Annotated in this window: 24 protein-coding genes and 1 tRNA gene; 14 read left to right on the top strand and 11 right to left on the bottom strand. The window is 65.5% G+C overall.

Features of this window, described 5'->3' with window-relative positions; all coding sequences use genetic code 11:
- Nucleotides 1-119 precede the first annotated feature (119 nt).
- A tRNA-Pro gene (locus tag YQ44_RS26995) sits at nt 120-196 on the bottom strand.
- Between the two features lie 166 nt (nt 197-362).
- Here YQ44_RS26995 and YQ44_RS26990 point away from each other — a divergent pair.
- Nucleotides 363-1,004, top strand: coding sequence for a hypothetical protein (locus tag YQ44_RS26990; protein ID WP_156894984.1), 642 nt, complete (start codon nt 363-365; stop codon nt 1,002-1,004).
- Between the two features lie 39 nt (nt 1,005-1,043).
- On the opposite strand, the gene rsmI is transcribed toward YQ44_RS26990, so the two are convergent.
- A complete protein-coding gene (gene rsmI / locus YQ44_RS26985) occupies nt 1,044-1,952 on the bottom strand; it encodes a 16S rRNA (cytidine(1402)-2'-O)-methyltransferase (protein WP_071326001.1) in 909 nt (302 codons plus the stop codon).
- A gap of 165 nt (nt 1,953-2,117) precedes the next feature.
- Between rsmI and YQ44_RS26980 the strand changes: the two genes are divergently transcribed.
- The 7 genes from YQ44_RS26980 to YQ44_RS26950 all read left to right on the top strand — a co-directional run bounded on the left by YQ44_RS26980 (nt 2,118) and on the right by YQ44_RS26950 (nt 7,047).
- Complete coding sequence (locus YQ44_RS26980) at nt 2,118-3,332, top strand: penicillin-binding protein activator (protein WP_083412061.1); 1,215 nt, start codon at nt 2,118-2,120, stop codon at nt 3,330-3,332.
- 12 nt (nt 3,333-3,344) lie between these two features.
- Nucleotides 3,345-3,719, top strand: a complete 375-nt coding sequence (locus YQ44_RS26975; RefSeq protein WP_071325999.1) for a YraN family protein — start codon at nt 3,345-3,347, stop codon at nt 3,717-3,719.
- Between the two features lie 57 nt (nt 3,720-3,776).
- Nucleotides 3,777-4,373, top strand: coding sequence for a phosphoheptose isomerase (locus tag YQ44_RS26970; protein ID WP_071325998.1), 597 nt, complete (start codon nt 3,777-3,779; stop codon nt 4,371-4,373).
- On the top strand, nt 4,366-5,052 hold the full coding sequence (locus tag YQ44_RS26965; RefSeq protein ID WP_071325997.1) for a BON domain-containing protein: 687 nt from the start codon (nt 4,366-4,368) through the stop codon (nt 5,050-5,052). Before YQ44_RS26970 ends, YQ44_RS26965 begins: the two co-directional genes overlap by 8 nt.
- 94 nt (nt 5,053-5,146) lie before the next feature.
- A complete protein-coding gene (locus YQ44_RS26960) occupies nt 5,147-5,668 on the top strand; it encodes a peroxiredoxin family protein (protein ID WP_071325996.1) in 522 nt (173 codons plus the stop codon).
- Between the two features lie 96 nt (nt 5,669-5,764).
- Entirely contained in the window at nt 5,765-6,355 is a 591-nt protein-coding gene (locus tag YQ44_RS26955) for a sigma-70 family RNA polymerase sigma factor (RefSeq protein WP_071325995.1), read from the top strand.
- Complete coding sequence (locus tag YQ44_RS26950; RefSeq protein WP_071325994.1) at nt 6,352-7,047, top strand: anti-sigma factor; 696 nt, start codon at nt 6,352-6,354, stop codon at nt 7,045-7,047. The genes YQ44_RS26955 and YQ44_RS26950 overlap by 4 nt, the downstream gene beginning before the upstream one ends.
- A gap of 65 nt (nt 7,048-7,112) precedes the next feature.
- Here the strand turns inward: YQ44_RS26950 and YQ44_RS26945 are convergent, their stop codons facing one another.
- Together YQ44_RS26945 and YQ44_RS26940 are read right to left on the bottom strand one after the other, a co-directional pair.
- Nucleotides 7,113-7,535 (bottom strand): PaaI family thioesterase, encoded by a 423-nt coding sequence (locus tag YQ44_RS26945; RefSeq protein ID WP_071325993.1) that lies wholly within the window; start codon nt 7,533-7,535, stop codon nt 7,113-7,115.
- A gap of 90 nt (nt 7,536-7,625) precedes the next feature.
- A complete protein-coding gene (locus tag YQ44_RS26940) occupies nt 7,626-8,783 on the bottom strand; it encodes a PepSY-associated TM helix domain-containing protein (RefSeq protein WP_071325992.1) in 1,158 nt (385 codons plus the stop codon).
- 155 nt (nt 8,784-8,938) lie between these two features.
- Here YQ44_RS26940 and YQ44_RS26935 point away from each other — a divergent pair, with 155 nt between their 5' ends.
- Together YQ44_RS26935 and YQ44_RS26930 are read left to right on the top strand one after the other, a co-directional pair.
- Complete coding sequence (locus YQ44_RS26935; RefSeq protein WP_071325991.1) at nt 8,939-9,283, top strand: hypothetical protein; 345 nt, start codon at nt 8,939-8,941, stop codon at nt 9,281-9,283.
- 92 nt (nt 9,284-9,375) lie between these two features.
- On the top strand, nt 9,376-11,538 hold the full coding sequence (locus YQ44_RS26930; RefSeq protein WP_071325990.1) for a TonB-dependent receptor: 2,163 nt from the start codon (nt 9,376-9,378) through the stop codon (nt 11,536-11,538).
- Between the two features lie 68 nt (nt 11,539-11,606).
- On the opposite strand, the gene ung is transcribed toward YQ44_RS26930, so the two are convergent.
- From ung to pdxR, 4 genes are all read right to left on the bottom strand, one after another.
- A complete protein-coding gene (gene ung, locus YQ44_RS26925) occupies nt 11,607-12,269 on the bottom strand; it encodes a uracil-DNA glycosylase (protein ID WP_071325989.1) in 663 nt (220 codons plus the stop codon).
- Between the two features lie 142 nt (nt 12,270-12,411).
- Complete coding sequence (lipA, locus tag YQ44_RS26920) at nt 12,412-13,428, bottom strand: lipoyl synthase (RefSeq protein ID WP_034782748.1); 1,017 nt, start codon at nt 13,426-13,428, stop codon at nt 12,412-12,414.
- Between the two features lie 37 nt (nt 13,429-13,465).
- The gene (lipB, locus tag YQ44_RS26915; RefSeq protein WP_071325988.1) at nt 13,466-14,182 is read right to left on the bottom strand and encodes a lipoyl(octanoyl) transferase LipB; all 717 of its coding nucleotides are present in this window, start codon (nt 14,180-14,182) and stop codon (nt 13,466-13,468) included.
- A 75-nt stretch (nt 14,183-14,257) separates the two neighbouring features.
- On the bottom strand, nt 14,258-15,727 hold the full coding sequence (pdxR, locus tag YQ44_RS26910) for a MocR-like pyridoxine biosynthesis transcription factor PdxR (protein ID WP_071325987.1): 1,470 nt from the start codon (nt 15,725-15,727) through the stop codon (nt 14,258-14,260).
- 129 nt (nt 15,728-15,856) lie between these two features.
- On the opposite strand from pdxR, the gene YQ44_RS26905 reads away from it, so the two are divergent.
- Nucleotides 15,857-17,062 carry a multidrug effflux MFS transporter gene (locus YQ44_RS26905; RefSeq protein ID WP_071325986.1) on the top strand — a complete coding sequence of 402 codons (1,206 nt, stop codon included), beginning with the start codon at nt 15,857-15,859 and terminating at the stop codon, nt 17,060-17,062.
- Here the strand turns inward: YQ44_RS26905 and YQ44_RS26900 are convergent.
- The 3 genes from YQ44_RS26900 to YQ44_RS26890 form a co-directional block, all read right to left on the bottom strand.
- A complete protein-coding gene (locus YQ44_RS26900; protein WP_034752493.1) occupies nt 17,055-17,351 on the bottom strand; it encodes a DUF493 family protein in 297 nt (98 codons plus the stop codon). The two genes, YQ44_RS26905 and YQ44_RS26900, sit on opposite strands and share 8 nt — an antisense overlap.
- A 364-nt stretch (nt 17,352-17,715) precedes the next feature.
- Nucleotides 17,716-19,563, bottom strand: a complete 1,848-nt coding sequence (locus tag YQ44_RS26895) for a DUF6600 domain-containing protein (RefSeq protein ID WP_071325985.1) — start codon at nt 19,561-19,563, stop codon at nt 17,716-17,718.
- Between the two features lie 103 nt (nt 19,564-19,666).
- Nucleotides 19,667-20,308 (bottom strand): LysE family transporter, encoded by a 642-nt coding sequence (locus YQ44_RS26890; RefSeq protein ID WP_071325984.1) that lies wholly within the window; start codon nt 20,306-20,308, stop codon nt 19,667-19,669.
- 192 nt (nt 20,309-20,500) lie between these two features.
- On the opposite strand from YQ44_RS26890, the gene YQ44_RS26885 reads away from it, so the two are divergent.
- The 3 genes from YQ44_RS26885 to YQ44_RS26875 all read left to right on the top strand — a co-directional run bounded on the left by YQ44_RS26885 (nt 20,501) and on the right by YQ44_RS26875 (nt 24,124).
- On the top strand, nt 20,501-21,448 hold the full coding sequence (locus YQ44_RS26885) for a DUF808 domain-containing protein (protein ID WP_071325983.1): 948 nt from the start codon (nt 20,501-20,503) through the stop codon (nt 21,446-21,448).
- A gap of 85 nt (nt 21,449-21,533) precedes the next feature.
- Entirely contained in the window at nt 21,534-21,965 is a 432-nt protein-coding gene (gene yiaA, locus YQ44_RS26880) for an inner membrane protein YiaA (RefSeq protein ID WP_071325982.1), read from the top strand.
- Between the two features lie 50 nt (nt 21,966-22,015).
- On the top strand, nt 22,016-24,124 hold the full coding sequence (locus YQ44_RS26875; RefSeq protein ID WP_071325981.1) for an EAL domain-containing protein: 2,109 nt from the start codon (nt 22,016-22,018) through the stop codon (nt 24,122-24,124).
- The last annotated feature ends 12 nt before the right edge of the window (nt 24,125-24,136 follow it).

Raw genomic sequence — 24,136 nt, 5'->3', positions numbered from 1 at the left:
GTTATCGGGTTACGCGCCTGGCGCTAACCCGACCTACGCCGGCTTATTCCGTCCTGCCTGAACCATACAGACGAAAAAAAACCCAAGAGCCTAAACTCTTGGGTTTTTTTCTACAAATTTGGTCGGAGTACAAGGATTCGAACCTTGGACCCCCTGGTCCCAAACCAGGTGCGCTACCGGGCTGCGCCACACTCCGAAGACCAAGATAATACAGCCCGTATCGACTTCGGTCAAGGGTCAGGTGAAACTCTGTGTAAATTATTTACGGGCGGCACAGGAAGCCGTGTATTTTTCAAAACGATTGAAGTATGCGACACTCGACACGCAGGTTTTCCCGATCAGACATGAAGGCGACGACGGCAATGGAGTTCAGTACAGGAATACGCGCAGATGGCGGCGATGGCCGGTCCGTCTCGAATCGCCGCGGTATCGCGCTGGGCATCGCCGTGTCCTTGCTGCTGCATGGCGCCCTGATTTACCTGTGGCGCCACGTCCAGCCGCCAGTCTTGCCCGAAACGGGCACCAAGGTCGAGTCAATTGCCGTGTGGATACGCCCGCTGGCGGCGAAGCCCCCCCCGCCACCCGTCGCCGAGGTCAAGCCGAAACGCGAAGCCCAGCCCGTCAGCAAGCCGAAACGCGCCACTGCCACGGAAACGCCAGTGGCGGCCACGGCGCCAGCGGCCAGCCCGCAAGCCATCACGGTCGTACCGGCATCGCCGGCCGCGCCGGCGACCAGTCCCGATGCATTGACGCAAGAGACGCCGAAATTCGACATGGAAGCGGCCAGGAAAACGGCGCGCAAGATGGCCGGCGAACGCGATCCGTCCAAGGTGGGCACGGCCGTGGGGCAGATCCCCGACAAGCCGCTGCGCACGGAAACCCAGCTGGCGCGCGATATCGCGCAAGGCAAGCGCGGCGATTGCAGGACAGACTATGCGGGCGCGGGCTTGCTGGCGCCCGTGCTGATGTTGCTCGACAAGAAGGATAGCGGCTGCAAGTGGTGAGCCTGACAACATACCCCATCCGGGTATCTTGCCATCCCCTTATTCCTGCCCCTTCAACTGCAGCGCCCGCTCATACAGGGCGTTTTTCTTGCGGCCCGTGATTTGCGCCGTCAGATTCGCCGCCTGCTTGACGCTGCATTCGGCCAGCAGGATGTTCAGGATGCGTTCCGCTTCCACGTCTTCCGCGTCCTGCGCCTCGGTGGCGCCTTCCAGCAGGACGACGAATTCGCCCTTTTCGCGGTGCGCGTCGGCACGGATCCAGCTTTCCGCCTCGGACAGCGGGCAGCGGTGGATTTCCTCGAACATTTTCGTCAGTTCGCGCGCGAACACCACCTGGCGCGTCGGCTCGAACGCTGCCGCCAGGGCCGTGGCGCAATCGAGGATGCGGTGCGGCGCCTCATAAAACACCATCGTCGCCGTCACGCCGCGCAGGCTGTGCAGCATGTTTTCACGCTGCTTGGCTTTCGCCGGCAGGAAGCCGACAAAGTAAAACTGGTCATTCAACAGGCCGCTGGCGGAAATGGCGGTGATCGCCGCGGACGGGCCGGGCAGGGGCAGCACGCGCAGGCCGGCCGCGCGCACGGCGTCGACGATGCGCGCGCCGGGGTCGGAGACAGCCGGCGTGCCGGCGTCCGAGACGAGGGCGATGCGTTCGCCGGCGTGCAGGCGGGCAATCAGCGTTTCCGCCACTTCCCGTTCGTTATGTTGATGTGCCGCAATCAAGGGCTTGTTCAGGCCAAAACGCGTCAGCAGGTGCGCCGTGTTGCGCGTATCTTCACAGGCGACGGCATCGGCAATGCTCAGCAAATGCAGCGCGCGCAAGCTGATATCGGTCACATTGCCGATCGGCGTGGCCACTATATACAATGTTGCGCTAGGATAGACCTGGTGCGCCGCCTCTGTCATGATGGGCAGGCTGGCGATGGAACTGATTTCTTGTACGGTCATTTTGGAGGTTAAATGCTTGCTAATAGTGTGAAGTTACTGCTTGTTTGTGCCGCGACCGGCATGCTGAGCGCTTGCAGCACGCCTTGCGACGCGCCCGGGCAATTGTGCGCGCCTATTGAATCTAACACAAGGCCACTACCGCCACCGAAGCCGCTGCCGCCGCCCGTGCCGCCGAAACCGCCAGCGCCGGAACCGGTGACATTTGCCGTGGCCGTGCCGAATATTACCTCGTACGACGAGAGTGGCGCGCCGCTGGCGCCCGTCAAGGGCAAGCCGGCCACCGGCACGCCGCTCGACATGCCGGCCGCCACGGCGCCGGCGCCAGCCGATGGCAATGTGCGCCACATCGGCCTGCTGCTGCCGCTGCGCTCGGCGTCCCTGGGTCCGGCCGCCGAACTGCTGCGCGCCGGCTTCATGGCGGCGTACGAGCGCGACCGCAGCGGCTTCGAAGTGACGGTGATCGATACGGGCGACGGCAGCGGCGACGTCCTGGACAAGTTTGCGCAAGCGCAAGAGGAACAGGACATCGTCGTGGGGCCCTTGTCGCGGTCCGCCGTCACGGCCGTGGCGAATAGCGACCTGGTGCGCAAGCCCACCATCGCCCTGAACCATCCCGACAACCGCGGCGAGGCGCGCCTGCCCGAAAAAATGCTCATCATGGGCCTGTCGATCGAAGCCGAAGCGCGCCAGGTCGCCGCCTGGGCCGCCAGCGAACAGCCGGGCGCCAGCGCGCTGATCCTGTCGGCCGGCTCGCCGTCGCAGCGCCGCACCAGCGCCGCCTTCAAGCAGGAATGGCTGCGCCAGGGCGGTAAAGTCGAATTGGTGGAACTGTCGGCCGTGAATGGCTACCTCAGCGATGCCGAGATGGTGCAGCTGCGCGCGCGCCTGGCCGCCACGCCGCCGGGCCTGCTGTTTGCCGCGCTCGACGCCGACCAGGCGCGCCAGCTGCGCGTGGCCATCGGCAGCGACCTGCCCCTGTATGGCACGTCCTCGCTGAATCCGGGCACGGGGCGCGGCGCCAGCGGCCCCGAGCTCGACGGTACGCGCCTGCTGGACTTGCCGTGGCAGGTGCAGCGCGACCATCCGCAGGTGATGGTGTATCCGCAGCCGCCGCAGCCGGCCGAACGCCGCCTGACGGCCGACATGGAACGCCTGTATGCGCTGGGCATCGATGCCTTCCGCGTGGCGCGCGAAGTGGCGCTGCGGCCGAACGCGCCGTTTACGCTCGATGGCGTGACGGGCCGCCTGGCCGTGCGCTTCGAGCATGGCCAAAGCGTGTTCGAACGCACGGAACAGGCAGCCAGCTACCAGCAGGGCGTGCTGGGCACCTGGCCGCCGAAGGAAGTGCCCGTGCCGGCCGCCTTGCCGTTGACGCAATAGGAACAAGGCGCCATGCCGTCCTGGCCCTTCCCCGGCAAGCGCAAGCGCGCTCAGGGACGGGACGGGCGGCAGGCGGAAGACGATGCGCTCGCATATCTGTTGTTGCAAGGCCTGGTGCTGCTGGAACGCAACTACCTGTGCCGGGGCGGCGAACTCGACCTGATCATGCGCGATGGCCCCTCCATTGTTTTCGTCGAAGTGCGGCTGCGCTCCAGCCGGGCCTTCGGCGGCGCCCTGGCCAGCATCACGCCAGCCAAGCAGCGGCGCATGGTGTACGCGGCGCAAACCTGGCTGCAGGGGCAAGAAACGCTGCCGCCATGCCGCTTCGATGCGCTGGCCATCGATGGCGGGCGCATCACCTGGCTGAAGAACATCCTCGATATGTAAGCATTTTTAACAGTGCTTGTCCGCCATGCCGCGCGCCTGCACTATAATCGGCAGACTATGAATAATCAACGCATCCTCTCGCACTTCCACGAAAGTGCCGAACTCAAGATCCAGGCCGCCACCGTACTGGCGCAACCCATTGCGCAGGCGATCGACCTGATGTTTTATGCATTGTCCAACGGCAACAAGATCCTCGCCTGCGGCAACGGCGGTTCCGCCGCCGACTGCCAGCATTTCGCGGCCGAGCTGGTGGGACGCTTCGAGCGCGAACGCTTTCCGCTGCCGGCGCTGGCGCTGACGACCGATACGTCGATCCTGACGGCCGTGGCCAACGACTACAGCTACCGCGACATCTTCTCGAAGCAGGTGCAAGCCTTCGGCCAGGCCGGCGACATCCTGCTGGCCATCTCCACCTCGGGCAATTCGGCCAACGTGATGGCGGCCGTGGAAGCGGCGCTGGAGCGCGAAATGCGCGTCGTGGCGCTGACGGGCAAGGACGGCGGCGCCATCGGCAAGATGCTGACGGACGCCGACGTGCATATCTGCGTGCCGGCCGAACGCACGGCGCGTATCCAGGAAGTACATTTGACAACCATACACTGCATTTGCGACGGCATCGATGTCGCCTTGTTCGGAGGAGACGTGAATGACTAAATTCGGTACTGGCCCAGGCTGGAAACGCGTACAACGCCCGTTGGCGACCGCCTTGCTGTGCGGCGCCATGCTCACCTCGCTCACCGGCTGCATCGAACTGATGGTCGGCGGCGCCGTGATGGGCGGCGTCGCCGCGGCCGACCGCCGCACCCTGGGCGCCCAGACCGAAGACAAGTCGATCGCCCTGAAAGGCGAGTCGCGCATCCCCTCCATCGTCGGCGACGTGGGCCACGTGAACGTCACCAGCTTCAACCGCCGCGTCCTGCTGACGGGCGAAGTGCGCGATGAAGCGATGAAAAATGCCGTCGAGCGCGAAGTGCGCAATATCGCAGGCGTGGAATCGGTGGCCAATGAGCTGATCATCGCCGGCCCGGCCAGCTACACCTCGCGCTCGAACGATGCGCTGATCACGGCCAAGGTCAAGGCCAGCCTGGTGGACATGAAAACCATCTCGGCCGCCTCGTTCAAGGTCGTCACGGAAAACGGCACCGTCTTCCTGATGGGCCGCGTCACCCAGCGCGAAGGCACGGTCGCCTCCGACGTGGCGCGCGGCGTGAGCGGCGTGCAGAAAGTGATCAAGCTGTTCGACTACATCTCGGAAGCGGAACTGAAGCAATTGCAGCCGGAAGCGCCGCAGCAGCGCACCACCAGCACGGTCAGCGATACCGTCCAGCAATAAGCGTTCTCCCCCATCCGGCCTACGGATCCAGCGCGGCGATACGGCTATAATGGTCGCATCGTGGCCGCATCGCCGCGCTTTTGAAATGAAAACCATGTCAACTTCGCCATCTGCAAGCAAATCCTGGCTGAAGCCAGCCCTCATCGCCGTCTTCGTGGCGGGCGTGGCGGCGGCCGGCTACCTGTCGCTGAACGACAAGCAGAGCGCGCCGGACGTGACCTTCCACGGCATCCATGGCGAGAAAATCACGTCGGCCAGCCTGCGCGGCAAGGTGGTGATGGTCAATTTCTGGGCCACCTCGTGCACCACCTGCGTGGCGGAAATGCCGGAAATGGTCGACACCTACAACAAGTACAAGGCGCAGGGACTGGAATTCGTGGCCGTGGCCATGAAATACGACCCGGCCAACTACGTGCTGAACTTTGCCGAAACGCGCCAGTTGCCGTTCAAGGTGGCGCTCGACGTGACGGGCGAGGCGGCCAAGGCCTACGGCGACGTGGCGCTGACGCCCACAACCTTCGTGCTCGACAAGCAAGGCAAGATCCTCAAGCGCTATGTGGGCAAGCCCGAGTTTGCCGAACTGCACAAGCTGCTGGAAACGGCCATCGCCGGCTGATCCCCCTCAGACACCTTGTAAAACCCTGTTGCCAGGTGTTGCCAATCTGTTATAACCTTCCCTTGCGTGATCCCATTCACCTTGTGAAGGCCAGCCGTGTCCCTAGCCGCTCAACCGCCCGACCCGCAGCAACTGAAAGCCTGGCTGCTTGCCGCCGGCAACAAGGACGCCACGGCGTTCCGTCAACTATATAACTCCACCTCATCGAAACTGTTTGGCTTCGCGCTGCGTATATTGCATAAGCAAGAGCTCGCTGAAGAAGCCTTGCAAGAGGGGTTCGTCGCCATCTGGAACAACGCCGCCACTTACCAGAGTCATCTGGCGGCGCCGATGACCTGGATGGCCACCATCGTGCGCAACAAGGCGTTCGATGTGCTGCGGCGCAGCGACGATACCGTGGAAATCGATGCCGAACAGTTTGATAGCGAAGTCATGAATGCACTCCGAGACCCCCAGGCCACGCCCATCGAATCGCTGCAGCTGAGCGGTGACGCCAAGGCGCTGGCATTCTGCATGTCGGCCCTGGAAGGGCTGCACCGGCAGGTGGTCGCCCTGGCGTTCTATCACGACCTGTCGCACAGCGAAGTGGCGCAGCAGATGTCGCTGCCGATCGGCACCGTGAAGACGTGGATACGCCGCAGCCTGGAACGGCTGCGCACGTGCCTGGCGAAACGGGAGGCATCATGAATATCCGCGGCAATGACGCGCTGCGCCAGAAACTGGCATCCGAATACGTGCTGGGCACGCTGAAAGGGGGCGCCCGGCGGCGTTTCGAAGGCTGGCTGCACAACGATGCCGGCTTGCGCAATATCACGGCCGAATGGCGCCAGCGCCTGGAACCGATGGCGGAATTCGCCACGCCCGTGGCGCCGCCGAACAGAGTCTGGAAGCAGATCGAGCAGCGGCTGCACCTGGCGCCGCAAGGCGGCTGGGCCCTGTGGCGCGATTCGCTGTCGTTCTGGCGCAGCCTCGGCATGGCCTCGAGCGCCATCGCCGCGCTGCTGGTGATCGTCGTGGCCACGCGCCTGCTGGACGCGCCGCAGATCAGCTATGTGGCCAGCCTGACGGACGAGAAGGCGCAGACGGCCCTGCTGCTGACGGCCGACAGCCGCCACGGCGCGCTCGACGTGCGCATGGTGGGCAACGCGCCCGTGCCTGCCGACCGCGACCTGGAACTGTGGGCCGTGCCGAAGAGCGGCAACCCCCGTTCGCTCGGCTTACTCGCCGACAAGGGCAATATAAAACTGGCCCTGTCCCAGCGCGCCATCGGCGACGACGTGGCCCTCCTGGCCGTCACCCTCGAGCCGAAAGGCGGTTCGCCCGATCCGAACGGACCGACGGGACCAATCTTGTACAAGGGTAACTGGGTGAAAATTTAAGCAGCGCAAAAGCGAGGGCTGGGGCCGTATCCTGCAGGGTACGACTCCGGAGGTCGCTCTTGCGGTTATTTAGGGTACAGAATCATCTGCGTGCAGCGGAACAGGGCGATGGTCTTGCCTGTTTCCTTGCTTTTCACCACGGCATCCCACACCTGCGTGTTGCGGCCCTTGTGCTCTACCTTGGCCGTGCACGTGATGGTGCCGTCGCGGGCCGTGCCCAGGTGGTTCGACTTCAATTCGATGGTGGTGAAGTTGCTCGCGCCTTCGGGCAGGTTGGCGATGCAGCCATAGCCGGAAGCCGTGTCGGCCAGGGTCACCACGCTGCCCGCGTGCAGATAGCCGTTCGGCGCCAGCAGATGCGGCAGCACGGGCAGTTCCGCCGTCAGCTGGCCGTCGCCCACGTCCGTGATGACGATGCCCAGGTGGCCGGGCAGGCGGCCGGTGCCGCGTTCATTCAACAGTGCTACGGTGATCTCGGGATGGCTCATGCTGGTCCTTGTGCGGGTGAATCCGGGCAGCGGATCTGCCGGAGAATACTATGATGATAGCAACTTTCCCCGCATCGGTTTGGCGGCCGCCTATTTCCGGCCGCGCCGCCGTTTCCACCACACCAGGGTTCCCGTCAGCATGAACAGCAGCGGCATCAGGCCGAAGAGGGTGATGAAGGCGCGCCCGGCCGCGCCAAACGCCTGGCCCGAATGCAGCGGGAATTGCCAGCCCAGGAAAACGTCGCCGGCCGGCGCCCGCAAGGGATCGCGGATGCGCAGGGGCAAGCCGCTGCGCGCGTCCAGCGTGATGCGCGTGGCGCCGTCGCCGTCGGCGATTTCGCCAGGCTGGCGCACGCGCACGTCATACGGCTGGTCTGGCTTGGCCGGCAACACGATGCGCGACACGCGCGCCTGCGGATACAGCGTCTGCGCAGCGGCCATGGCCTGGCCCGCATCGAGCACGGCGCCATCGTTCTGCAGATTTTTCAGTTTGGCCGTGTCCGGCGCCGTCGACACGAGCGCCACCAGCGGCACCACCAGCTGCGGCAAATTGAAATAGATGCCGGAAAAGGCCAGCACGGCCAGCACGGGGGCGGCAAAGAAACCGGCCGCCTTGTGAAACGTATAATTGAAACGGGGCCAGGACCCGCCATGCGACACCGTCAGGGCGCGCTTGATCGCCTTCCACTGCAGGCGCGGCCACCACAGATAGATGCCGCTGAGGGCCATCATCAGCAGCAGCACGCCGGAAATCCCCGTGACCGTCTTGCCCGCGTCGCCCGACAGCAGATAGCGGTGCAAATGAAACATGCCTGACATCAACAGCGGACGCGTGAGGCCGAAGCGGCCCCAGTCGCGCTCGCCCTTCACTTGCAGGGTGTAGGGGTCGACCATCACCTGGCGCACGATGGCCTGGCTGAACATGGACGGCTTGGCTGGCTGGCGGTACGACGCCACATACACGTCGCGCGCGTCGGCCGGCGGATTGAGTTGCGTAGGCTTGCCGTAGGCGGGGTCGGCCGTGAGCTGGTCCACCACCGTTTGCACGCTGCGCGGCGTCACCTGGAAGGCCTGGCCAGGCGCGGGTGTGCTCGCCTGCAACAACGTCGGATTCAGCCAGGCGTCGAGTTCCGGCATCCAGGCGATGGCCGAGCCCGTCAAGCCCAGCAGGACGAACAGGGCGCCGAACCACAGGCCCGCATACAGGTGCAGCTTGGCTAACAGCCATTTGATCGGGCGCTTGGACATGAAGGGGGGACTCTGGGAATTTTGGGCTGCGGAACGATAGCATGAAAGGCCCGGAGTGAAAATCATTATCAGCTGGCATCCTGTCCTGCCCCCGTAGCGCAAATGAATTGCAACAGGCGCTGACAGCGGGGCGATTTTCTTGCTACTATGCGCCCATGTCTTCCCGCCAGCCCACCCGCAAGCTTGCTCATCACGGCGCCGCCGTCCTCGCGCGCACGCCGTGGCGGCTGTGCGTGGCACTGTTCAGTGCGCTGGCCCTCGTGTTCCTGCTGTCGACGGCCGCCTCGCACCTGCACAAGACCAGCCTCGACGCGGAAGAGTGCGCGCTGTGCGCCACGGTCATCGACAAGGTGGCCGATTTCGCCGTGCCGCCGGCCATCGCCGAGCCGCCCGCCCAATTACTGCCGTACCGCTTGCTGGCCGCCGCGCCGGCCGCCCTGGCGCCCGTCGCCGCCATCCTGCTGCCGCCAGTGCGCGGCCCGCCTGCCGCCTCGTTGTAGTTCCCACGCTGTTTTTCTTTTTTTCAGGCGGTCCCTTGCCGCGCTTCGATGCGCGCCGGGCCGCCTGGCGTTGACTATCTTTGAGGTTTACCATGCAACACACTCCCCGTCTGAGCGCGCTGTCGCTCGCCCTTGCCAGCCTGTTTACCGTGTCCGCCCATGCGGCCGATGCCACTCCTGCCGATACGGCCGCCGATGCCGCGCCGCCAGAGATGCAAAAGGTCGAAGTCACGTCCGCCCACCTGAAAAGCGCGCGCATCGAGCTGTCGCCGAAAGTCGGCACCACCATCTACAGCATCGACAGCCACATGGTCGGCATGCTGGGCCAGGGCGACAACACGCCGTTCAATGAAGTGCTGCTGCGCCTGCCAGGCGTGTCGCAGGATTCGAAGGGTTCCGGCGCCCTGCACGTGCGCGACGACCATGCCAACGTGCAATACCGCATCAATGGCGTGCAATTGCCGGAAAGCATCAGCGGCTTCGGCCAGTCCATCGACACGCGCTTGATCGACCATACGGATTTCATGACGGGCGCCTTGCCGGCCCAGTTCGGCCTGCGCACGGCCGGCATCGTCGATATCGAAACGAAGGAGGGCGGCATGACGCCGGGCGGGCGCATCGGCATCCTCGTCGGCAGCCACGACCATGTGGAACCGAGTGCCGAATTTTTCGGCAGCGTCGGCAAGTTCAATTACTACCTGTCCGGCAGCTATCTGGGTAACGCCCTGGGCGTGGAAAACCCGCAAGACACGCGCAGCGCCCTGCACGACAAGACGCGCCAGAACAAGTCCTTCGGCAGCCTGTCGTATTTCCTCGATGACAACACGCGCCTGGGCGCCATGTTCGGCACCTACAACGGCCGCTTCCAGATCCCGAACAATCCGAACCAGGCACCGGCCTTCTCGCTCGATGGCCACAGCGATGCGCAGGCGGGCACGTCCAGCCTGCCGTCGTCGCAGCTGAATGAAAACCAGCGCGAGGTGAACCGCTTCCTCGTGCTGTCGCTGCAAAAGAGCCTGGGCGACCTCAATTACCAGGTCTCGGCCTTCCACCAGTATTCGGAACTGCACTTCACGCCCGATGCCATTGGCGACCTGATCTACAACGGCGTGGCGTCGGATTCGCGCCGCTCGAACAGCGCCTCGGGCGCCCAGTTCGACGCCAGCTACAAATTGCTCCCGGACCACACCGTGCGCGCGGGCCTGGCCTACACGCGCCAGAAGACGACGAGCGACAACACGGTGGCCGTCTTCCCCGCCATGGACGGCGCGCAAACGTCCACCACACCCATCACGGTGCGGGACAACAGCGGCAAGACGGGCACGCTGGCCAGCTTTTACCTGCAGGATGAATGGCATATCAGCAAGCCCCTGACCCTGAACTACGGCGCGCGCTTCGACAAGGTCTCGGCCTACACGAGCGAGCAGCAATGGAGCCCGCGCGTGAACCTGGCCTACCAGCTCGCGCCGGGCACGGCCCTGCACGCCGGCTATTCGCGCTACTTCACGCCGCCGCCGCAGGAACTGGCCGCGCAGGGCAGCATCGACCTGTACGCGAACACGACGAACGCGCCGGAAATCGGCCAGTCCGACAACGTCAAGTCCGAGCGCACGCATTACTACGACGTCGGCATCAGCCATCAGGTGAATGCGCAACTGACCGTGACGGCCGATGTGTACTATAAAAAGATCAACAACCTGCTCGACGAAGGCCAGTTCGGCCAGGCGCTGATCCTCACGCCATTCAACTATGCGGACGGCTACGCCAAGGGCCTGGAATTGTCGGCCATCTACAGCGAGAAAAACTGGGGCCTGTTCCTCAACGCCAGCACGCAAAAAGCGCAGGGACGCAACATCAATTCGGGCCAGGCCCTGTTTGGCGCCGATGAATTGAACTACATCAGCAAGAACTATGTCTACCTCGATCATGACCAGAAATACACGCTGTCGGGCGGCGGACATTATCACTTCGGCGATTCGCAAGTGAGCGCTGACTTCCTCTACGGTAGCGGCCTGCGCATGACTCCGGAGGGCGGCGCGCCGAATTCCGGCCATTTGCCCAGCTACTTTACCGTCAATGCGGCGCTCACGCATACGTGGAAAAACACGCCGCTCGGCAAGGTGGAAGGACGGCTGGCCCTGATCAACCTGTTCGATAAATCGTACCTGCTGCGCGACGGTTCCGGCGTCGGCGTGGGGGCGCCCCAGTATGGCGCCCGCCGCAGCCTCTACGCCGGCCTGTCGACGAGTTTCTAAGAGTTACGCGCGAAGACAGCGGCAGGGAGCAACGCCTGCCGCTGTCGGTTGCCGTCCGGTTCCAAAAATTATCCCCAGGCAATGGCCGCCTGGCCATGCGCCTGCAGATACGCATTGGCCTGGCTGAACGGCTTGCTGCCGAAGAAACCTTTACTGGCCGACAAGGGAGACGGGTGGGGCGCGGCCAGCACCAGGTGCTTGCCGGGATCGATCAGGCTGCGCTTGGCTTGCGCATAGCCGCCCCACAGGATGAAGACGAGATGACTGCGCTCGGCGGACAGGTGGCGAATGGCGCTGTCGGTCAGCTTTTCCCAGCCCTTGCCCGCATGCGAGCCGGCCACGCCGGCGCGCACCGTCAGCACGCTATTGAGCAGGAACACGCCTTGCTGCGCCCAGTCGGACAAATCCGTGCGCGTGCGCGCCACGCCCACGTCGCCATGCAACTCCTTGAAGATATTCTGCAGGCTGGGCTGTGGCGGCGTGCCTTCGGGTATGGAAAAGCACAGGCCCATGGCCGCGCCCGGCGTGTGGTACGGGTCTTGGCCGAGGATCACGACTTTCACTTGCTCAAATGGCGTCAAGTCGAACGCGCGGAAGATGTATTTACCCGGGGGAAAACACTGCCCCGCCGCATAGTCCGCCTTCACGAAGGCGGCCAGGCGTTCCCAGTAAGGTTCGGCGAAATCAGCTGCCAGCCGCGCCTTCCACGATGCATCGATGCGTACGTCCATGCCTCACCTCATAGCTTATCCGTCAACCATGCTTTTTCAACATGACAGTATAGAACGCCGGGCCGGATGAGGCGCATACGATTCGAACAGGCAAAAAAAAGCCGCCAGCACCAGCAGGCGGCTTTGATGCAGCGCAAGGTGCTTAGAAATTCAGCGCCGATTCCACGCCGGCGCTGTGCGCCTGTTCATCCGCGTGGTACGAGCTGCGCACCATGGCGCCGACGGCGGCGTGGGTGAAGCCCATCTTGTACGCTTCTTCCTCGAACATCTTGAAGACGTCCGGGTGCACGTAGCGGCGCACGGGCAGGTGGCTGTTCGATGGCGCCAGGTACTGGCCGATGGTCAGCATGTCGATGTCGTGCTCGCGCATGTCGCGCATCACTTGCAGGATTTCCTCGTCCGTCTCGCCCAGGCCCACCATGATGCCGGACTTGGTCTTGACGTCCGGATACATGGCCTTGAAATCCTTCAGCAGCTTCAGCGAATGCATGTAGTCGGAGCCGGGACGCGCTTCCTTGTACAGGCGCGGCGCCGTTTCCAGGTTGTGGTTCATGACGTCCGGCAAGCCATCCTTGAACAGGTTCAGGGCTTTTTCCAGGCGGCCGCGGAAGTCGGGCACCAGCACTTCGATGCGGGTGTTCGGCGACAGGGCGCGCGTTTGCTGGATGCACTCGACGAAATGGCCGGCGCCGCCGTCGCGCAAGTCATCGCGGTCGACGGAGGTGATGACGACGTAGTTCAAACGCAGCTTGGCGATGGTTTTCGACAGGTTGGCCGGCTCTTCCTTGTCCAGCGGGTCCGGGCGGCCGTGGCCGACGTCGCAGAACGGGCAGCGGCGCGTGCACTTGTCGCCCATGATCATGAAGGTGGCCGTGCCCTTGCCGAAGCATTCGCCGATGTTCGGGCAGCTGGCTTCCTCGCACACGGTCACCAGCTTGTTTTCGCGCAGGATGTCCTTGATTTCATAGAAGCGTGTCGATGCCGAGGCGGCCTTGACGCGGATCCAGTCCGGCTTTTTCAGGCGCTCGACTTGCTCGATCGGAATGATCTTGATCGGGATGCGCGAAGTCTTGCTGGCGCCTTTTTGCTTTTCGCTCGGGTTGTACGCGGGAGCGGCGGTCGCGGCGGGGGCGGTGCTGGAAATGGTCTCAGAAGTCATGGCTGCAAGCCCTTGCGGGCGATGTTGGTTTGTTTGCTCAGGCATCCGCTGCCTGAGGCGCGCCTGCGGCGCTGTTTACCTCGGTTACATCGAGTAATACGGTCAATTCCCGGGCCAGGGCCCGCTGCACGTCGGCCAGCGGCGCCACCACACCCATGCTGCGCATGTCCACCGTCTTCAGGCCGGAATAGCCGCAGGGGTTAATCCAGGAAAACGGCGCCAGGTCCATCGCCACGTTGAGCGACACGCCATGGTAGGTGCAGCCATTGCCGCGCACTTTCAATCCCAGCGCGGCGATCTTCGCACCCTTGTCTGGCCCGCCGGCAATATAAATGCCAGGCGCGCCATCGATGCGCTCGCCAGCGAGATTATACGCCGCCAGCACGTTGATGATGGCTTGCTCGATTTTATGCACGAACTGGCGCGCATACAGCTTGCCGCCCGGCTTGTTGCGGCGCAAGTCCATCAGCAGGTAAATCACCACCTGGCCGGGGCCGTGGAATGTGACTTCGCCGCCGCGGTCCGTCTGCACCACGGGGATCGAATTTTCTTCAATCGCTGCGCCGGCCAGCAAATGGCCGCGGTCGGCCGCCAGGCCCAGCGTGAACACGGGCGGATGCTCGACGATCCACAGTTCGTCGCGCGTGTCCGTCGTGCGCGCGTCGGTAAAGGCGCGCATGGCGGCAAAGGTCGGCTCGTAATCGACGCGGCCCAGCTCGCGGATCAGCGCCGCTTCGGTTCGGGTGGTGGTCATGACAGATTCTGTGGTCAGCTGCCGGCGCCCTGCGGACGCTGCGGCGAAGCCGTGATTATAAGCCAGGCCGCCGTTTCATTCCGGCGCGGCGGCCGGCAGCAGCAGCCTGCCTAACTTTTGGGCAGCATGGCGTATCTGCGCGGCGCTGAGGGCCGTATAGCCGAGCAGCACGGCCGGCGCCAGCCTGGCGCTGTGGCAAAAGTCGCCGAGCGGCTGCAGCGCCAGCCCCTCCTGCGCGGCGCGCGCGCAAAATGCGCGCTCGTCGCTGCCGGCTGGCAACCACAGCACGCAATGGAAGCCCGCTTGCTGACCGGAAATGGCGTAGCGTCCGGGCGCGGTCTGCTCGAGGACGGCCAGCAGCAGGTCGCGCCGCTCCTTGTAGGCCAGCCTGGCCTGGCGCAAATGGCGCACGAAGGCGCCTTCCTCCATCCAGGCGGCCAGCGCCAGCTGTTCCGTCACGCCGACGGACCGGCCCGTCAACTGCAAGGTGCGCAGCAGCTGCGCGCGCAAGCCGGGCGGCAGCACCATGAAGCCCACGCGCAGGCCGGCAAACAGGGTCTTATTGAAACTGCCACAATAAATCACGCGCTGGTACTGGTCCAGCGCCTTCAGGGCCGCCAGCGGCGCGCTGTGGTAATTGAATTCGCTGTCGTAATCGTCCTCCACCACCCAGGCGCCGCTGTCGTTCGCCCATTCCAGCAGGGCCAGGCGGCGCGTGACGGACATGGTCACGCCCAGCGGCGACTGGTGCGCCGGCGTCACATACGCGAGGCAGGCGTCGGTGTGGGCGCGCAGGGCGGCGCAATCGATGCCCTCGGCGTCGACGGCAATGTCCACCGGCACGGCGCCGCTGAGGGCGAACAGGGCGCGCGCGGCCGGGTAGCCCGGTTCTTCCAGGCACACCTTGTCGCCATCGCGCACGATGCTGCGCGCCAGCAAGTCGATCGCGTGGCGGATGCCGGTGGTGACGACGATGTCTTGCGGGTCGCAGCGGATGCCGCGGTACTTGCCGAGGAAATCGGCGATCTGCTGGCGCAGCCGGGGCAGGCCGGCCGGATCGGCGCTGCACAGCTGCTCCGGCGTGGCGGCGGCCAGCGCCCGCGCCGCGCACTTCGACCAGGCGGCCATGGCAAACAGGCTGGCGTCGGCGCGCCGGGCCACGAAGGGCAAGCCGTCGCGCACGCCCGTGTCCGAGGCGGGCGCCGGCGCCGCGGCCAGCGTGGCGGGGAGGGCGTCATCCAGGCCGGCCATCAGGAAGCGTTCCGGCACGACGGCGCACACGCGCGTGCCGGAACCGGGTACGCGCGTCACGTACGCTTCCGCGTGCAGGCGGTCGAACACGGTTTCGATGGTGCCGCGCGACAACTCCCACCGTTCCGCCAGGGTGCGGCTGGAAGGCAGGCGGCTGCCCGCCGGCAGCATCTTCGTCAGGATGGCCGCGCGCAGCGCTTCATACGCGCCATCCTGCTTGTTGACGCCAGCCTTGTCGAGCCAGCTGGTAGGGCGGGGCAAGTCCAGGGCGTGCGGTGATTTTCCTCGCGGCATGATGATGGTCGTCCAAGTGGTCCAATGAAATAAGTGATGACTGGCACTTCGCATTACACCACAACCATTCTACTCTCACCGTTCCGGTGCGCCAGCGTGGCGCGCCATGCCATCTTGCGTTTGGAAAACATGAGTAAAAACACATCCCTGCCGCTGTGGGCCTGGGGCAGCATCGTGCTGCTGCTGGTCTGCCTGTCGCGCATCAGCATCGACATTTACCTGCCGTCGTTGCCGGCCATGGCCGATGCGCTGCACGCCAGCGATGCGCAGTTGCAACTGACGCTGAGCCTGTTCATGGCCGGCTCGGCCGCCTCGATGCTCGCCTGCGGACCGCTGGCCGACCGCTACGGACGCCGCCCCGTGCTGCTGGCCGGCACGGGCATTTATGTGCTCGCCAGCATCGTTTGCACGGTGACTTCCGATGTGCACGTGCTGATCGCCGCGCGCGTGCTGCAGGCGTTCGGCGGCTGCAGCGGCACCATCATCGGCCGCGTCATGGTGCGCGACCGCTTCGACCCCGCCACGCAGGCGCGCATGCTGGGACGCATCTCGATGGTGATGGGACTGTCGCCGATCCTGGCGCCGCTGGCCGGCAGCATGCTCGACGCGGCATTCGGCTGGCGCGCCGTGTTTGGCGTGCTGTGCCTGCTCGGGGCGCTGTCGCTGGGACTGATCGCCGCCTACTTGCCGGAAACCAGGCCCGTCGACACCGCACCGCAGGCAAATACCCTGGCGCTGTACCGGCGCCTGCTGGGCGATGCCTATTTCCTGCGCTATGCGCTGGCCATCGGCTGCGTGTATTGCACGTACTTCCCGTTCATCGCGGAATCGTCCGTGCTCTTGCAAAGGGGCATGCAGCTGTCGCCCGGCGCGTATGCGCTGGTGTTCGCGCTGACGGTGAGCGGCTATATCGCGGGGTCGAGCCTGTTCCGCGCGCTGGGACCGCGCCTGGGCGCCGAGCACATGCTGGGCGTGGCCGTGCTGATCAATGTGGCGGGGGCGGCCAGCTTGTTGCTGGCAGGCAGCCTGGCGCCGCAGCACGTGGCGTCGCTGGTGGCGCCGATGCTGCTGGTGATGGTGTCGGTGGGCATGGCCATCCCGGCCTGCCAGCTGGCCGTGCTGCAGCCGTATGGCGCCCAGGCGGGCAGCGCCTCGGGCCTGTTCTTCTTCGTGCAGATGGCGATCACGGCCGCCTGCGGCGCGCTGCTGGCCGCCATCACCGACGGCAGCGAAAAGCCCCTGCTGTGGGTGACGGCGGCCGCCAGCTGCGCCTTTGCCGCCGTCTGGCTGCTCACGAAGAGCCGGGCCAGCGTGACGGCGGCAACGCTTACATGACGATCTTCACCATCGGGTGACCCGACAGCGCCGTGTACAGGGCGTCGAGCTGTTCGCGGCTGATGGCGCGCACGGTCACGGTCAGGCCCGTGTAATTGCCCTTGCCCGATGGGCGCTCTTCCATGCGGCCCGCGTGGAAGGTCGGATCGTGGCTGATCACCAGTTCCAGCATGGTCGGCGCGAAGTCGACATGCGTCGGGCCCATGATCTTGATGGGAAAATCGCTCGGGTATTCGATCAGCGATTCGCTGGGAGGAATCGTGACTTCGGTAGGAGGGGTGGTTTGCATGGGAAATCCAATCAGTGCCGGTAAGGACAGGCGGCGCAGCATACATCGCGCGGCGGCTGCATAAAAGCGTATTGTAGCCAACTTTGGGGACGCATGCGCCCGTTGCCATGGCGCCGGCGATGGCGCCCGCATGGCGAAAAAAAAAGCCAGCTATGCAAGCTGGCTTAAAACTATTTCGTTTGGACAAAATAGCGGGAAAAAATCGGTGCTGTCACTACGTGCGGCATTGCGCTGTTCTGCAATGCCCCTACTGTAGAGAAAACACCGCGGCATTGCCTCCGGCATGTGACGAACTGCCGGTTTGACGGCCTGAACGTCCATACGGCGCGACCAGACGGGAATCGGCCCGGCGCCAATGCCTCGTTCAACGCTCCTGTTCCTGCACGCGGCCGCTGCGGCCGGGACCGCCGCGCTCGCTGCCCCGCTCATGCGCCCGTTCACGCGCGGCACTGGCGCGCTCGGCACCGCGCTCGCCGCCGCGCGCTTCCGGCGCGGGACGCGGTGCCGGCGCCGGCATCGCTGGCGGTGCCGGGCGTGCCGCGGCTACCGGCGGCGGTGAAGGCGGCGGCGCCGTTTGCAACACCTCGCGGCGGTTGCCGCGCTCCCAGCGGCCACCGTCCTGGCGCGGCGCATCGGCCGGGCGTTCCATCACAGGACGCGGCGCCCGCTCATGGCGCGGATACGCCTCGCCACGCCAGCCGGGCTGGCGGCCCACCTGGTCTTGCACGGGCGGCAAGGCCGGCATGGCTGGCATCACGGGTTGTGCCGGCACGGGCGGCGCGGATGGCTGCGGCGGAATGGGCGGCGCGGCCGGCACGGGCGGGCGCTGCGGCATCAGCGGACGGGGCGCGACGCGCGTCTGGCCGTCGTCCGTCTGCAGGCGGCCCGGGCGGTTGACCCAGTCGCGCCGGGGAATGTTGTCCGTGCGGTTGTCCATGCGCGGCCGTTCGGTCGGGCGCTGCCAGTTGCCGGCCGGCGGAGGCGCCGTGCTCAAGGGCAAACTTTGCATGACGGGCGGCGGCATGGTGGTGCGGTTGCGGCGCGGCACGTCGACCGTGCGCTGCGTGCCGAAACGCTCGCCGGGCAGCATCGTCATGCCTGGACGGCGTTCGCGTTCGCCCGCCACGGGGCGGCGGCCATCGGCGACGCGGTTGATGCGGCGTTCATAGTCGGCGCTGGCGCGGTAGCCGGGCACGTAACGGTCGTGCGGCGACAGGGGGAACCAGCCCACGCCGGGGCGCGATCCATGCTGCGAACCATGCTGTGGCCCATGCGCGCCGCCGACCCAGCCCACCAGGGCCGGCGCCCAGGGCACGCGCGCGCGGTCGCGCCCCGGCGCCCAGCCCCAGCGGTGGCCCAGCAGTACCCAGCGGCCGTAATGCGAGGGCGCATAGCCCCACGGCGCGTTGTCGACCCAGGTCCAGCCCCACGGCGCGATCCACGTCCAGCGCCCGTCGCTGTACGGCGCCCAGCCGGCAGCTACCGTGGTGGGCAGCCACAGCGGGCCATACTCGGCATCGTCCTGCCAGGCACCGTAACGGTCCAGCTCTTCATAGCCGGTCGTGTCCTCGGTGACATAGCGCAGGGCCGGCGCGGCGGCGGGCAAGGCTTCGGGCCAGTGGTCGAAGGCCACGCGCTGCAGGGCGCCCGTGCGCAGCTCCTCGTCCGTCAGTTCGGCGCGCTTGCCGGCGCGCAAGGTCACGCTGCCCGTCGCGCCATCCACGTCGGCCACGCCTTCGAGCACGCTGACGACGCTGGTGCCCGGCTGGCGCCCGGCATCGATGCGCACCCAGCCCGGCTGGGCCAGGGTCACGCGCGCCTGCTGCGTCGTCAGTTCGAGGCCGCGCAGCGCGTCCGGGTTGCGCACGCGCACGCTAACGCTGCCATAACTGAGGTGCAGCTTGAAACTGTCGTCATCGAGTTCGCTCACTTCCAGCTCGGAATCGCCATCGAGGCGCACGGCGGCCGCGCCGACGCGAAACTCGGCCAGGGCGCCGCGCATGGTACTTAAACGGTTATCCGTCGTGACGGGCCAGTTCAGCAGGGCGTCCTGCGCTTCGCCATCGCCGGCGCGCACCAGCACCTGCCCTTCGACGGTGGACAGGCGCCCCACGCGGGCGGGCGGGTCGTCGGCCAGGGCCAGCGCGCACGCCGACGACAGCAGTACGGCGCACACGATTTTCAGGAGGGGGAAGGACAGGGTCGGACGCATGGCAGCGCTCCAGGCAAGACTTACAATGATGACATGACTGGATTACAGCCCTCTTCGGCCGGCATCGCAAGCAGGCTTACAAATGTTTGCATGTTGACCTGGCTCAGGAAGCCGCGTGCGCGCCCCGCTTGACGAAGAACAAGGCCGTGCCGACGGCCATCAGCAGGCCGCCAAAGAAGCGGTTCTGCTTTTTCACGGCGCGGGCATCGCGGAAGAAGCGCTGCATGGACGACGCCAGCAAGGCGTAGCCATGCATGACGAGCAAGTCGATCGTGCACATGGTGACGGCCAGGATCAGCAGCTGCGGCAGCACGGGTGCCGTGGCGCTAATGAATTGCGGCAACACCGCCACCATGAAGATGATGCCCTTCGGATTCGTCACGTTCGTCAAGAAGCCCGTCAGCACGCGCCGATGCAGCGACGGCAGCGCGCTGGCCGCATGCAGGTCGCCGGCCACGGCCACCTTGGCGCGCCACTGCGACAGGCCCAGGTAGATCAGGTACAGCGCGCCCACCGTCTTGACGATATTGAAGGCCACTTCCGAGGCCAGCAGCAGGGAACCGACGCCGGCGCCCGCGATGAACAGCACCACCAGCAGCCCCAGCTGCAAGCCGAGGATGGTGGCGCTGGCCTTTTTCACCCCGTACGACAGGCCGTGCGACATCGACAGCACGGCGCCCGAGCCGGGCGAGACGGCGATGATGGTGGCGGCGAAGACAAAGGCGATCCAGGTGGCAAAATGCATGCGGCGTCCAGAAAATGGTGAATAAAAGCAATTTTACCCCGCCCCGTGCGGCGCTGCCGGCCATGCCTGGGGTAAGATCGCAGTCATGCCTTACCGACGTCATCCCTTGCCGTACAACCAAGAATAACATCATGAAAAACAACACTTTCCTAGCCCAACCATTCCCCGCCGCCACCATGGGAGCGCGCTGAGATGGCCGGCTCCAGTCTGCTGGCCCTGCTCGACGACATCGCCAGCATCCTCGATGACGTTTCCCTGATGACCAAGGTAGCCGCCAAGAAGACGGCCGGCGTGCTGGGCGACGACCTGGCCCTGAACGCGCAGCAGGTGGCCGGCGTGCGCGCCGAGCGCGAGTTGCCCGTGGTATGGGCCGTCGCCGTCGGTTCCATGAAGAACAAGGCCATCCTCGTGCCGGCCGCGCTGGCCATCAGCGCGTTTGCGCCGTGGGCCATCACGCCGCTGCTGATGGTGGGCGGCGCCTACCTGTGCTTCGAAGGCTTCGAAAAGATCGCGCATCAATACCTGCACCCGGACGACAGCCACAAGGCCGAGCTGGCGCAGGCGCTGCGCGACCCGCAGGTGGACCTCGTGGCGCTGGAAAAGGACAAGATCAAGGGCGCCATCCGCACCGATTTCATTTTATCGGCGGAAATCATCGTCATCGCCCTGGGCACGGTGGCCGCGGCCACCTTCGCCGAGCAGGTGGCCGTCGTCGTCGGCATCGCCATCATCATGACGGTGGGCGTGTATGGCCTGGTGGCCGGCATCGTCAAGCTCGACGACGCGGGCTTTTACCTGGCCGCGCGCAAGGGCGCGGGCGCGCTGATGGATGGCGTGCGCGGCTTTGGCCGCATGCTGGTGTCGGCGGCGCCGAAACTGATGAAGTTTCTCTCCGTGGTGGGCACCCTGGCCATGTTCATGGTCGGCGGCGGGATTTTGACGCACGGCTGGCCGTGGGCCAGCGCCATGCTGCACCACGCGGAGGCGGCCGTGGGCGGCGTGGCCGGCATCGGTCCCGTGCTGGCGGCCGTCACGCCGAGCCTGATCAACGCGGTGGCCGGCGTCATCGCCGGCGGCCTGGTGCTGGCCGGCGTCACGGCCGTCTCGGCTTTGTTGCGCCTGGTCAAATCGGGCAAGTAAGCTTTCTGTTCTCATGGAGCGGCAGGCGCATCCGTGCCTGCCGCTCCGGCCATGCCGGCGGCGCCAGCCCGTCCATGGAGATCCTATGCTGCCATCCCCCGTCCAACGCCCGAGCAGCGCCTTTATCGGCGCTTCCTGGGCCGCCCTGCTGATCGGCGCCATCACCTACCTGTCGGGCCTGTGGAACGCCACCATGGCGCTCAACGAGAAGGGCTATTATTTCACCCTCCTCCTGTACGGCCTGTTCGCCGCCATCTCGCTGCAAAAATCCGTGCGCGACCGCGCCGAGGGTATCGCCGTCACCGGCATCTACTTTGGCCTGTGCTGGATTTCCGTGCTGCTGGCCTTGCTGCTGCTGACGGCCGGCCTGTGGAATGCCACCCTGCACAACAGCGAAAAGGGCTTCTATGCGATGGCCTTCCTGTTGAGCCTGTTTGCCGCCGTGGCCGTGCAAAAGAACGTGCGCGACGTGGCGCGCGCCACGGCGGCCACGCCGGCCGAGGCGACGGGAACCTAATGCGCGCCGGCGAGTCTATGCTATGAGCATATCCATGTCGGGAAAGGGCGATGAGCGACCAGCAAAAACGATTGCAAATGGCACTGGAAGCGGCGCACATGGCGATCTGGGATTCGCGCATCGTCGCGGGCCGGGTCATCGACGGCTCGGTGAGCTGGTCGGCCAGGGGCGCGGCCCTGCTGGGCCTGGAGGAGCGCGCGCTCACGCATTCCTTCCACGCCTTCCTCGACTGCGTGCATGCCGCCGACCGCGACAAGGTAGTGGCCGTGCTGCAGGAAGGCGTGCGCCGGCGCGACGGCTATGCGCTGCAATACCGCGTCGTCTGGCCCGACGGCAGCGAACACTGGCTGGCGGCGAAGGCGCAAGTGTTCATGGATGCGGCAGGCCGGCCCGAGCGTACGCTGGGCATCATCTGGGATGTCACCGAACACCGGGCGCGCGAACTCATGATTGCCGAGCGCAAGGAACTGGCCGAAGTGACGCTCAGTTCCATCGGCGACGGCGTGATGACCACCGACCCGCAGGGCAAGACGCGCTACCTGAACCGCGTGGCCGAGCAGTTGACGGGCTGGAGCCACCCGATGGCCGAGGGCCTCGACATTGCGCAAACGCTGAACCTGGTCGATGAACACACGGGCCAGGCGCCCGAGCACGTGGCCATCAAGTGTTTGCGCCTGCGCCAGGCCATCGGCATGTCCACGCACACGCAGCTGATCACGCGCGAAGGGCGACGCATCGCCGTCGAGGAATCGGCCGCGCCGATCTGGTCGCGCGACGGCGACATCCTCGGCGCCGTCGTCGTGTTTCGCGACGTCAGCCACGAGCGCAAGCTGAGCCAGCAGCTGTCGTGGCAAGCCACGCACGACACCCTGACGGGCCTGATCAACCGGCGCGAGTTCGAACACCTGGTGGCCGGCGCCCTGCGCACGGCCAAGCAGGATGGCCACGTGCATGCGCTGCTGTACCTGGACCTCGACCAGTTCAAAGTCATCAACGATACCTGCGGCCACGGCGCCGGCGACGTGTTGCTGCAGCTGCTCGCGAAAATGCTGCAGGGACAGATGCGCGACAGCGACATCCTGGCGCGCCTCGGTGGCGACGAACTGGGCGTGCTGCTGCCGCACTGTCCGCTCGAGCATGCGCGCCTGATCGGCGAGCAGCTGCGCCAGTCCATCCGCGAATTCCGTTTCGCCTGGGACGAACGCAGCTTCGAGCTGGGCGTGAGCATCGGCATCGTCGAAATCAACCAGGACAGCAAATCCATGAGCGAGCTGCTGAGCGCGGCCGACCAGGCGTGCTACCTGGCCAAGGAGCAGGGCCGCAACCGCATCCACGTGTACCAGGAATCGGATGTCATGCTGGCGCAGCGGCATGGCGAAATGCTGTGGATTTCGCGCCTGAACGAAGCGTTCACGCACGATTATTTCCGCCTGTACGCCATGCCCATCGTGCACCTGCGCGACAGCGCGGAACACCACGACGAAGTGCTGATCCGCATCCGCAACAGCAAGGGCGACCTGATCTTGCCCGGCGCCTTCATTCCCGCCGCCGAACGCTACGACATGATGCTGTCCATCGACCGCTGGGTGATCCGCGCCGTCTGCCACCATATCCAGAGCGTGCGCGACAGCCTGCCGCCGCTCGCCGCACTGGTGGAAAGCCGCCGCCGCGCGCCGGCCCTGTACTCGATCAACCTGTCGGGCATGTCGCTGGCCGACACGGGCTTGCAGGACTACATCACCGAGCAGTTCGTGCAATACGCGATCGCGCCCGAACAGATCTGCTTTGAAATCACGGAAACGGCCATCATCGCCAACCTGCCCAAGGCACAGGCCTTCATGCACAAGCTCAAGGCCCTCGGCTGCCGCTTCTCGCTCGACGACTTCGGCAGCGGCTTTTCCTCGTTCGGCTACCTGAAAGCCTTGCCCGTCGATTACCTGAAGATCGACGGCGTCTTCGTGCGCGACATCGCCAGCAACGCCATCAACCGCGCCATGGTCAAGGCCATCAATGAAGTGGGCCACGTGATGGGCCTGCAAACGGTGGCCGAGTACGTGGAAGACGCGGCGACGCTGGCCATCATCCGCGACCTGGGCATTGACTATGCGCAAGGCTACGCCGTGGGCAAGCTGCGCCCGCTGACGGCCGGCGCGGACTAGGCGCTGGCGCCC

It is taken from the genome of Janthinobacterium sp. 1_2014MBL_MicDiv (genome assembly GCF_001865675.1).
Classification (GTDB): Bacteria; Pseudomonadota; Gammaproteobacteria; order Burkholderiales; family Burkholderiaceae_D; genus Janthinobacterium.
This window is presented reverse-complemented; position numbering and strand designations above follow the sequence as displayed.

Bases quoted from the DNA above. Each gene is read 5' to 3' on its own strand.
- YQ44_RS26990 (WP_156894984.1), top strand. From the start codon at position 363: ATGGAGTTCAGTACAGGAATACGCGCAGATGGCGGCGATGGCCGGTCC.
- rsmI (WP_071326001.1), bottom strand. From the start codon at position 1,952: ATGACCGTACAAGAAATCAGTTCCATCGCCAGCCTGCCCATCATGACA.
- YQ44_RS26975 (WP_071325999.1), top strand. From the start codon at position 3,345: ATGCCGTCCTGGCCCTTCCCCGGCAAGCGCAAGCGCGCTCAGGGACGG.
- YQ44_RS26970 (WP_071325998.1), top strand. From the start codon at position 3,777: ATGAATAATCAACGCATCCTCTCGCACTTCCACGAAAGTGCCGAACTC.
- YQ44_RS26965 (WP_071325997.1), top strand. From the start codon at position 4,366: ATGACTAAATTCGGTACTGGCCCAGGCTGGAAACGCGTACAACGCCCG.
- YQ44_RS26960 (WP_071325996.1), top strand. From the start codon at position 5,147: ATGTCAACTTCGCCATCTGCAAGCAAATCCTGGCTGAAGCCAGCCCTC.
- YQ44_RS26950 (WP_071325994.1), top strand. From the start codon at position 6,352: ATGAATATCCGCGGCAATGACGCGCTGCGCCAGAAACTGGCATCCGAA.
- YQ44_RS26945 (WP_071325993.1), bottom strand. From the start codon at position 7,535: ATGAGCCATCCCGAGATCACCGTAGCACTGTTGAATGAACGCGGCACC.
- YQ44_RS26940 (WP_071325992.1), bottom strand. From the start codon at position 8,783: ATGTCCAAGCGCCCGATCAAATGGCTGTTAGCCAAGCTGCACCTGTAT.
- YQ44_RS26935 (WP_071325991.1), top strand. From the start codon at position 8,939: ATGTCTTCCCGCCAGCCCACCCGCAAGCTTGCTCATCACGGCGCCGCC.
- YQ44_RS26930 (WP_071325990.1), top strand. From the start codon at position 9,376: ATGCAACACACTCCCCGTCTGAGCGCGCTGTCGCTCGCCCTTGCCAGC.
- ung (WP_071325989.1), bottom strand. From the start codon at position 12,269: ATGGACGTACGCATCGATGCATCGTGGAAGGCGCGGCTGGCAGCTGAT.
- lipA (WP_034782748.1), bottom strand. From the start codon at position 13,428: ATGACTTCTGAGACCATTTCCAGCACCGCCCCCGCCGCGACCGCCGCT.
- lipB (WP_071325988.1), bottom strand. From the start codon at position 14,182: ATGACCACCACCCGAACCGAAGCGGCGCTGATCCGCGAGCTGGGCCGC.
- pdxR (WP_071325987.1), bottom strand. From the start codon at position 15,727: ATGCCGCGAGGAAAATCACCGCACGCCCTGGACTTGCCCCGCCCTACC.
- YQ44_RS26905 (WP_071325986.1), top strand. From the start codon at position 15,857: ATGAGTAAAAACACATCCCTGCCGCTGTGGGCCTGGGGCAGCATCGTG.
- YQ44_RS26900 (WP_034752493.1), bottom strand. From the start codon at position 17,351: ATGCAAACCACCCCTCCTACCGAAGTCACGATTCCTCCCAGCGAATCG.
- YQ44_RS26895 (WP_071325985.1), bottom strand. From the start codon at position 19,563: ATGCGTCCGACCCTGTCCTTCCCCCTCCTGAAAATCGTGTGCGCCGTA.
- YQ44_RS26890 (WP_071325984.1), bottom strand. From the start codon at position 20,308: ATGCATTTTGCCACCTGGATCGCCTTTGTCTTCGCCGCCACCATCATC.
- YQ44_RS26885 (WP_071325983.1), top strand. From the start codon at position 20,501: ATGGCCGGCTCCAGTCTGCTGGCCCTGCTCGACGACATCGCCAGCATC.
- yiaA (WP_071325982.1), top strand. From the start codon at position 21,534: ATGCTGCCATCCCCCGTCCAACGCCCGAGCAGCGCCTTTATCGGCGCT.
- YQ44_RS26875 (WP_071325981.1), top strand. From the start codon at position 22,016: ATGAGCGACCAGCAAAAACGATTGCAAATGGCACTGGAAGCGGCGCAC.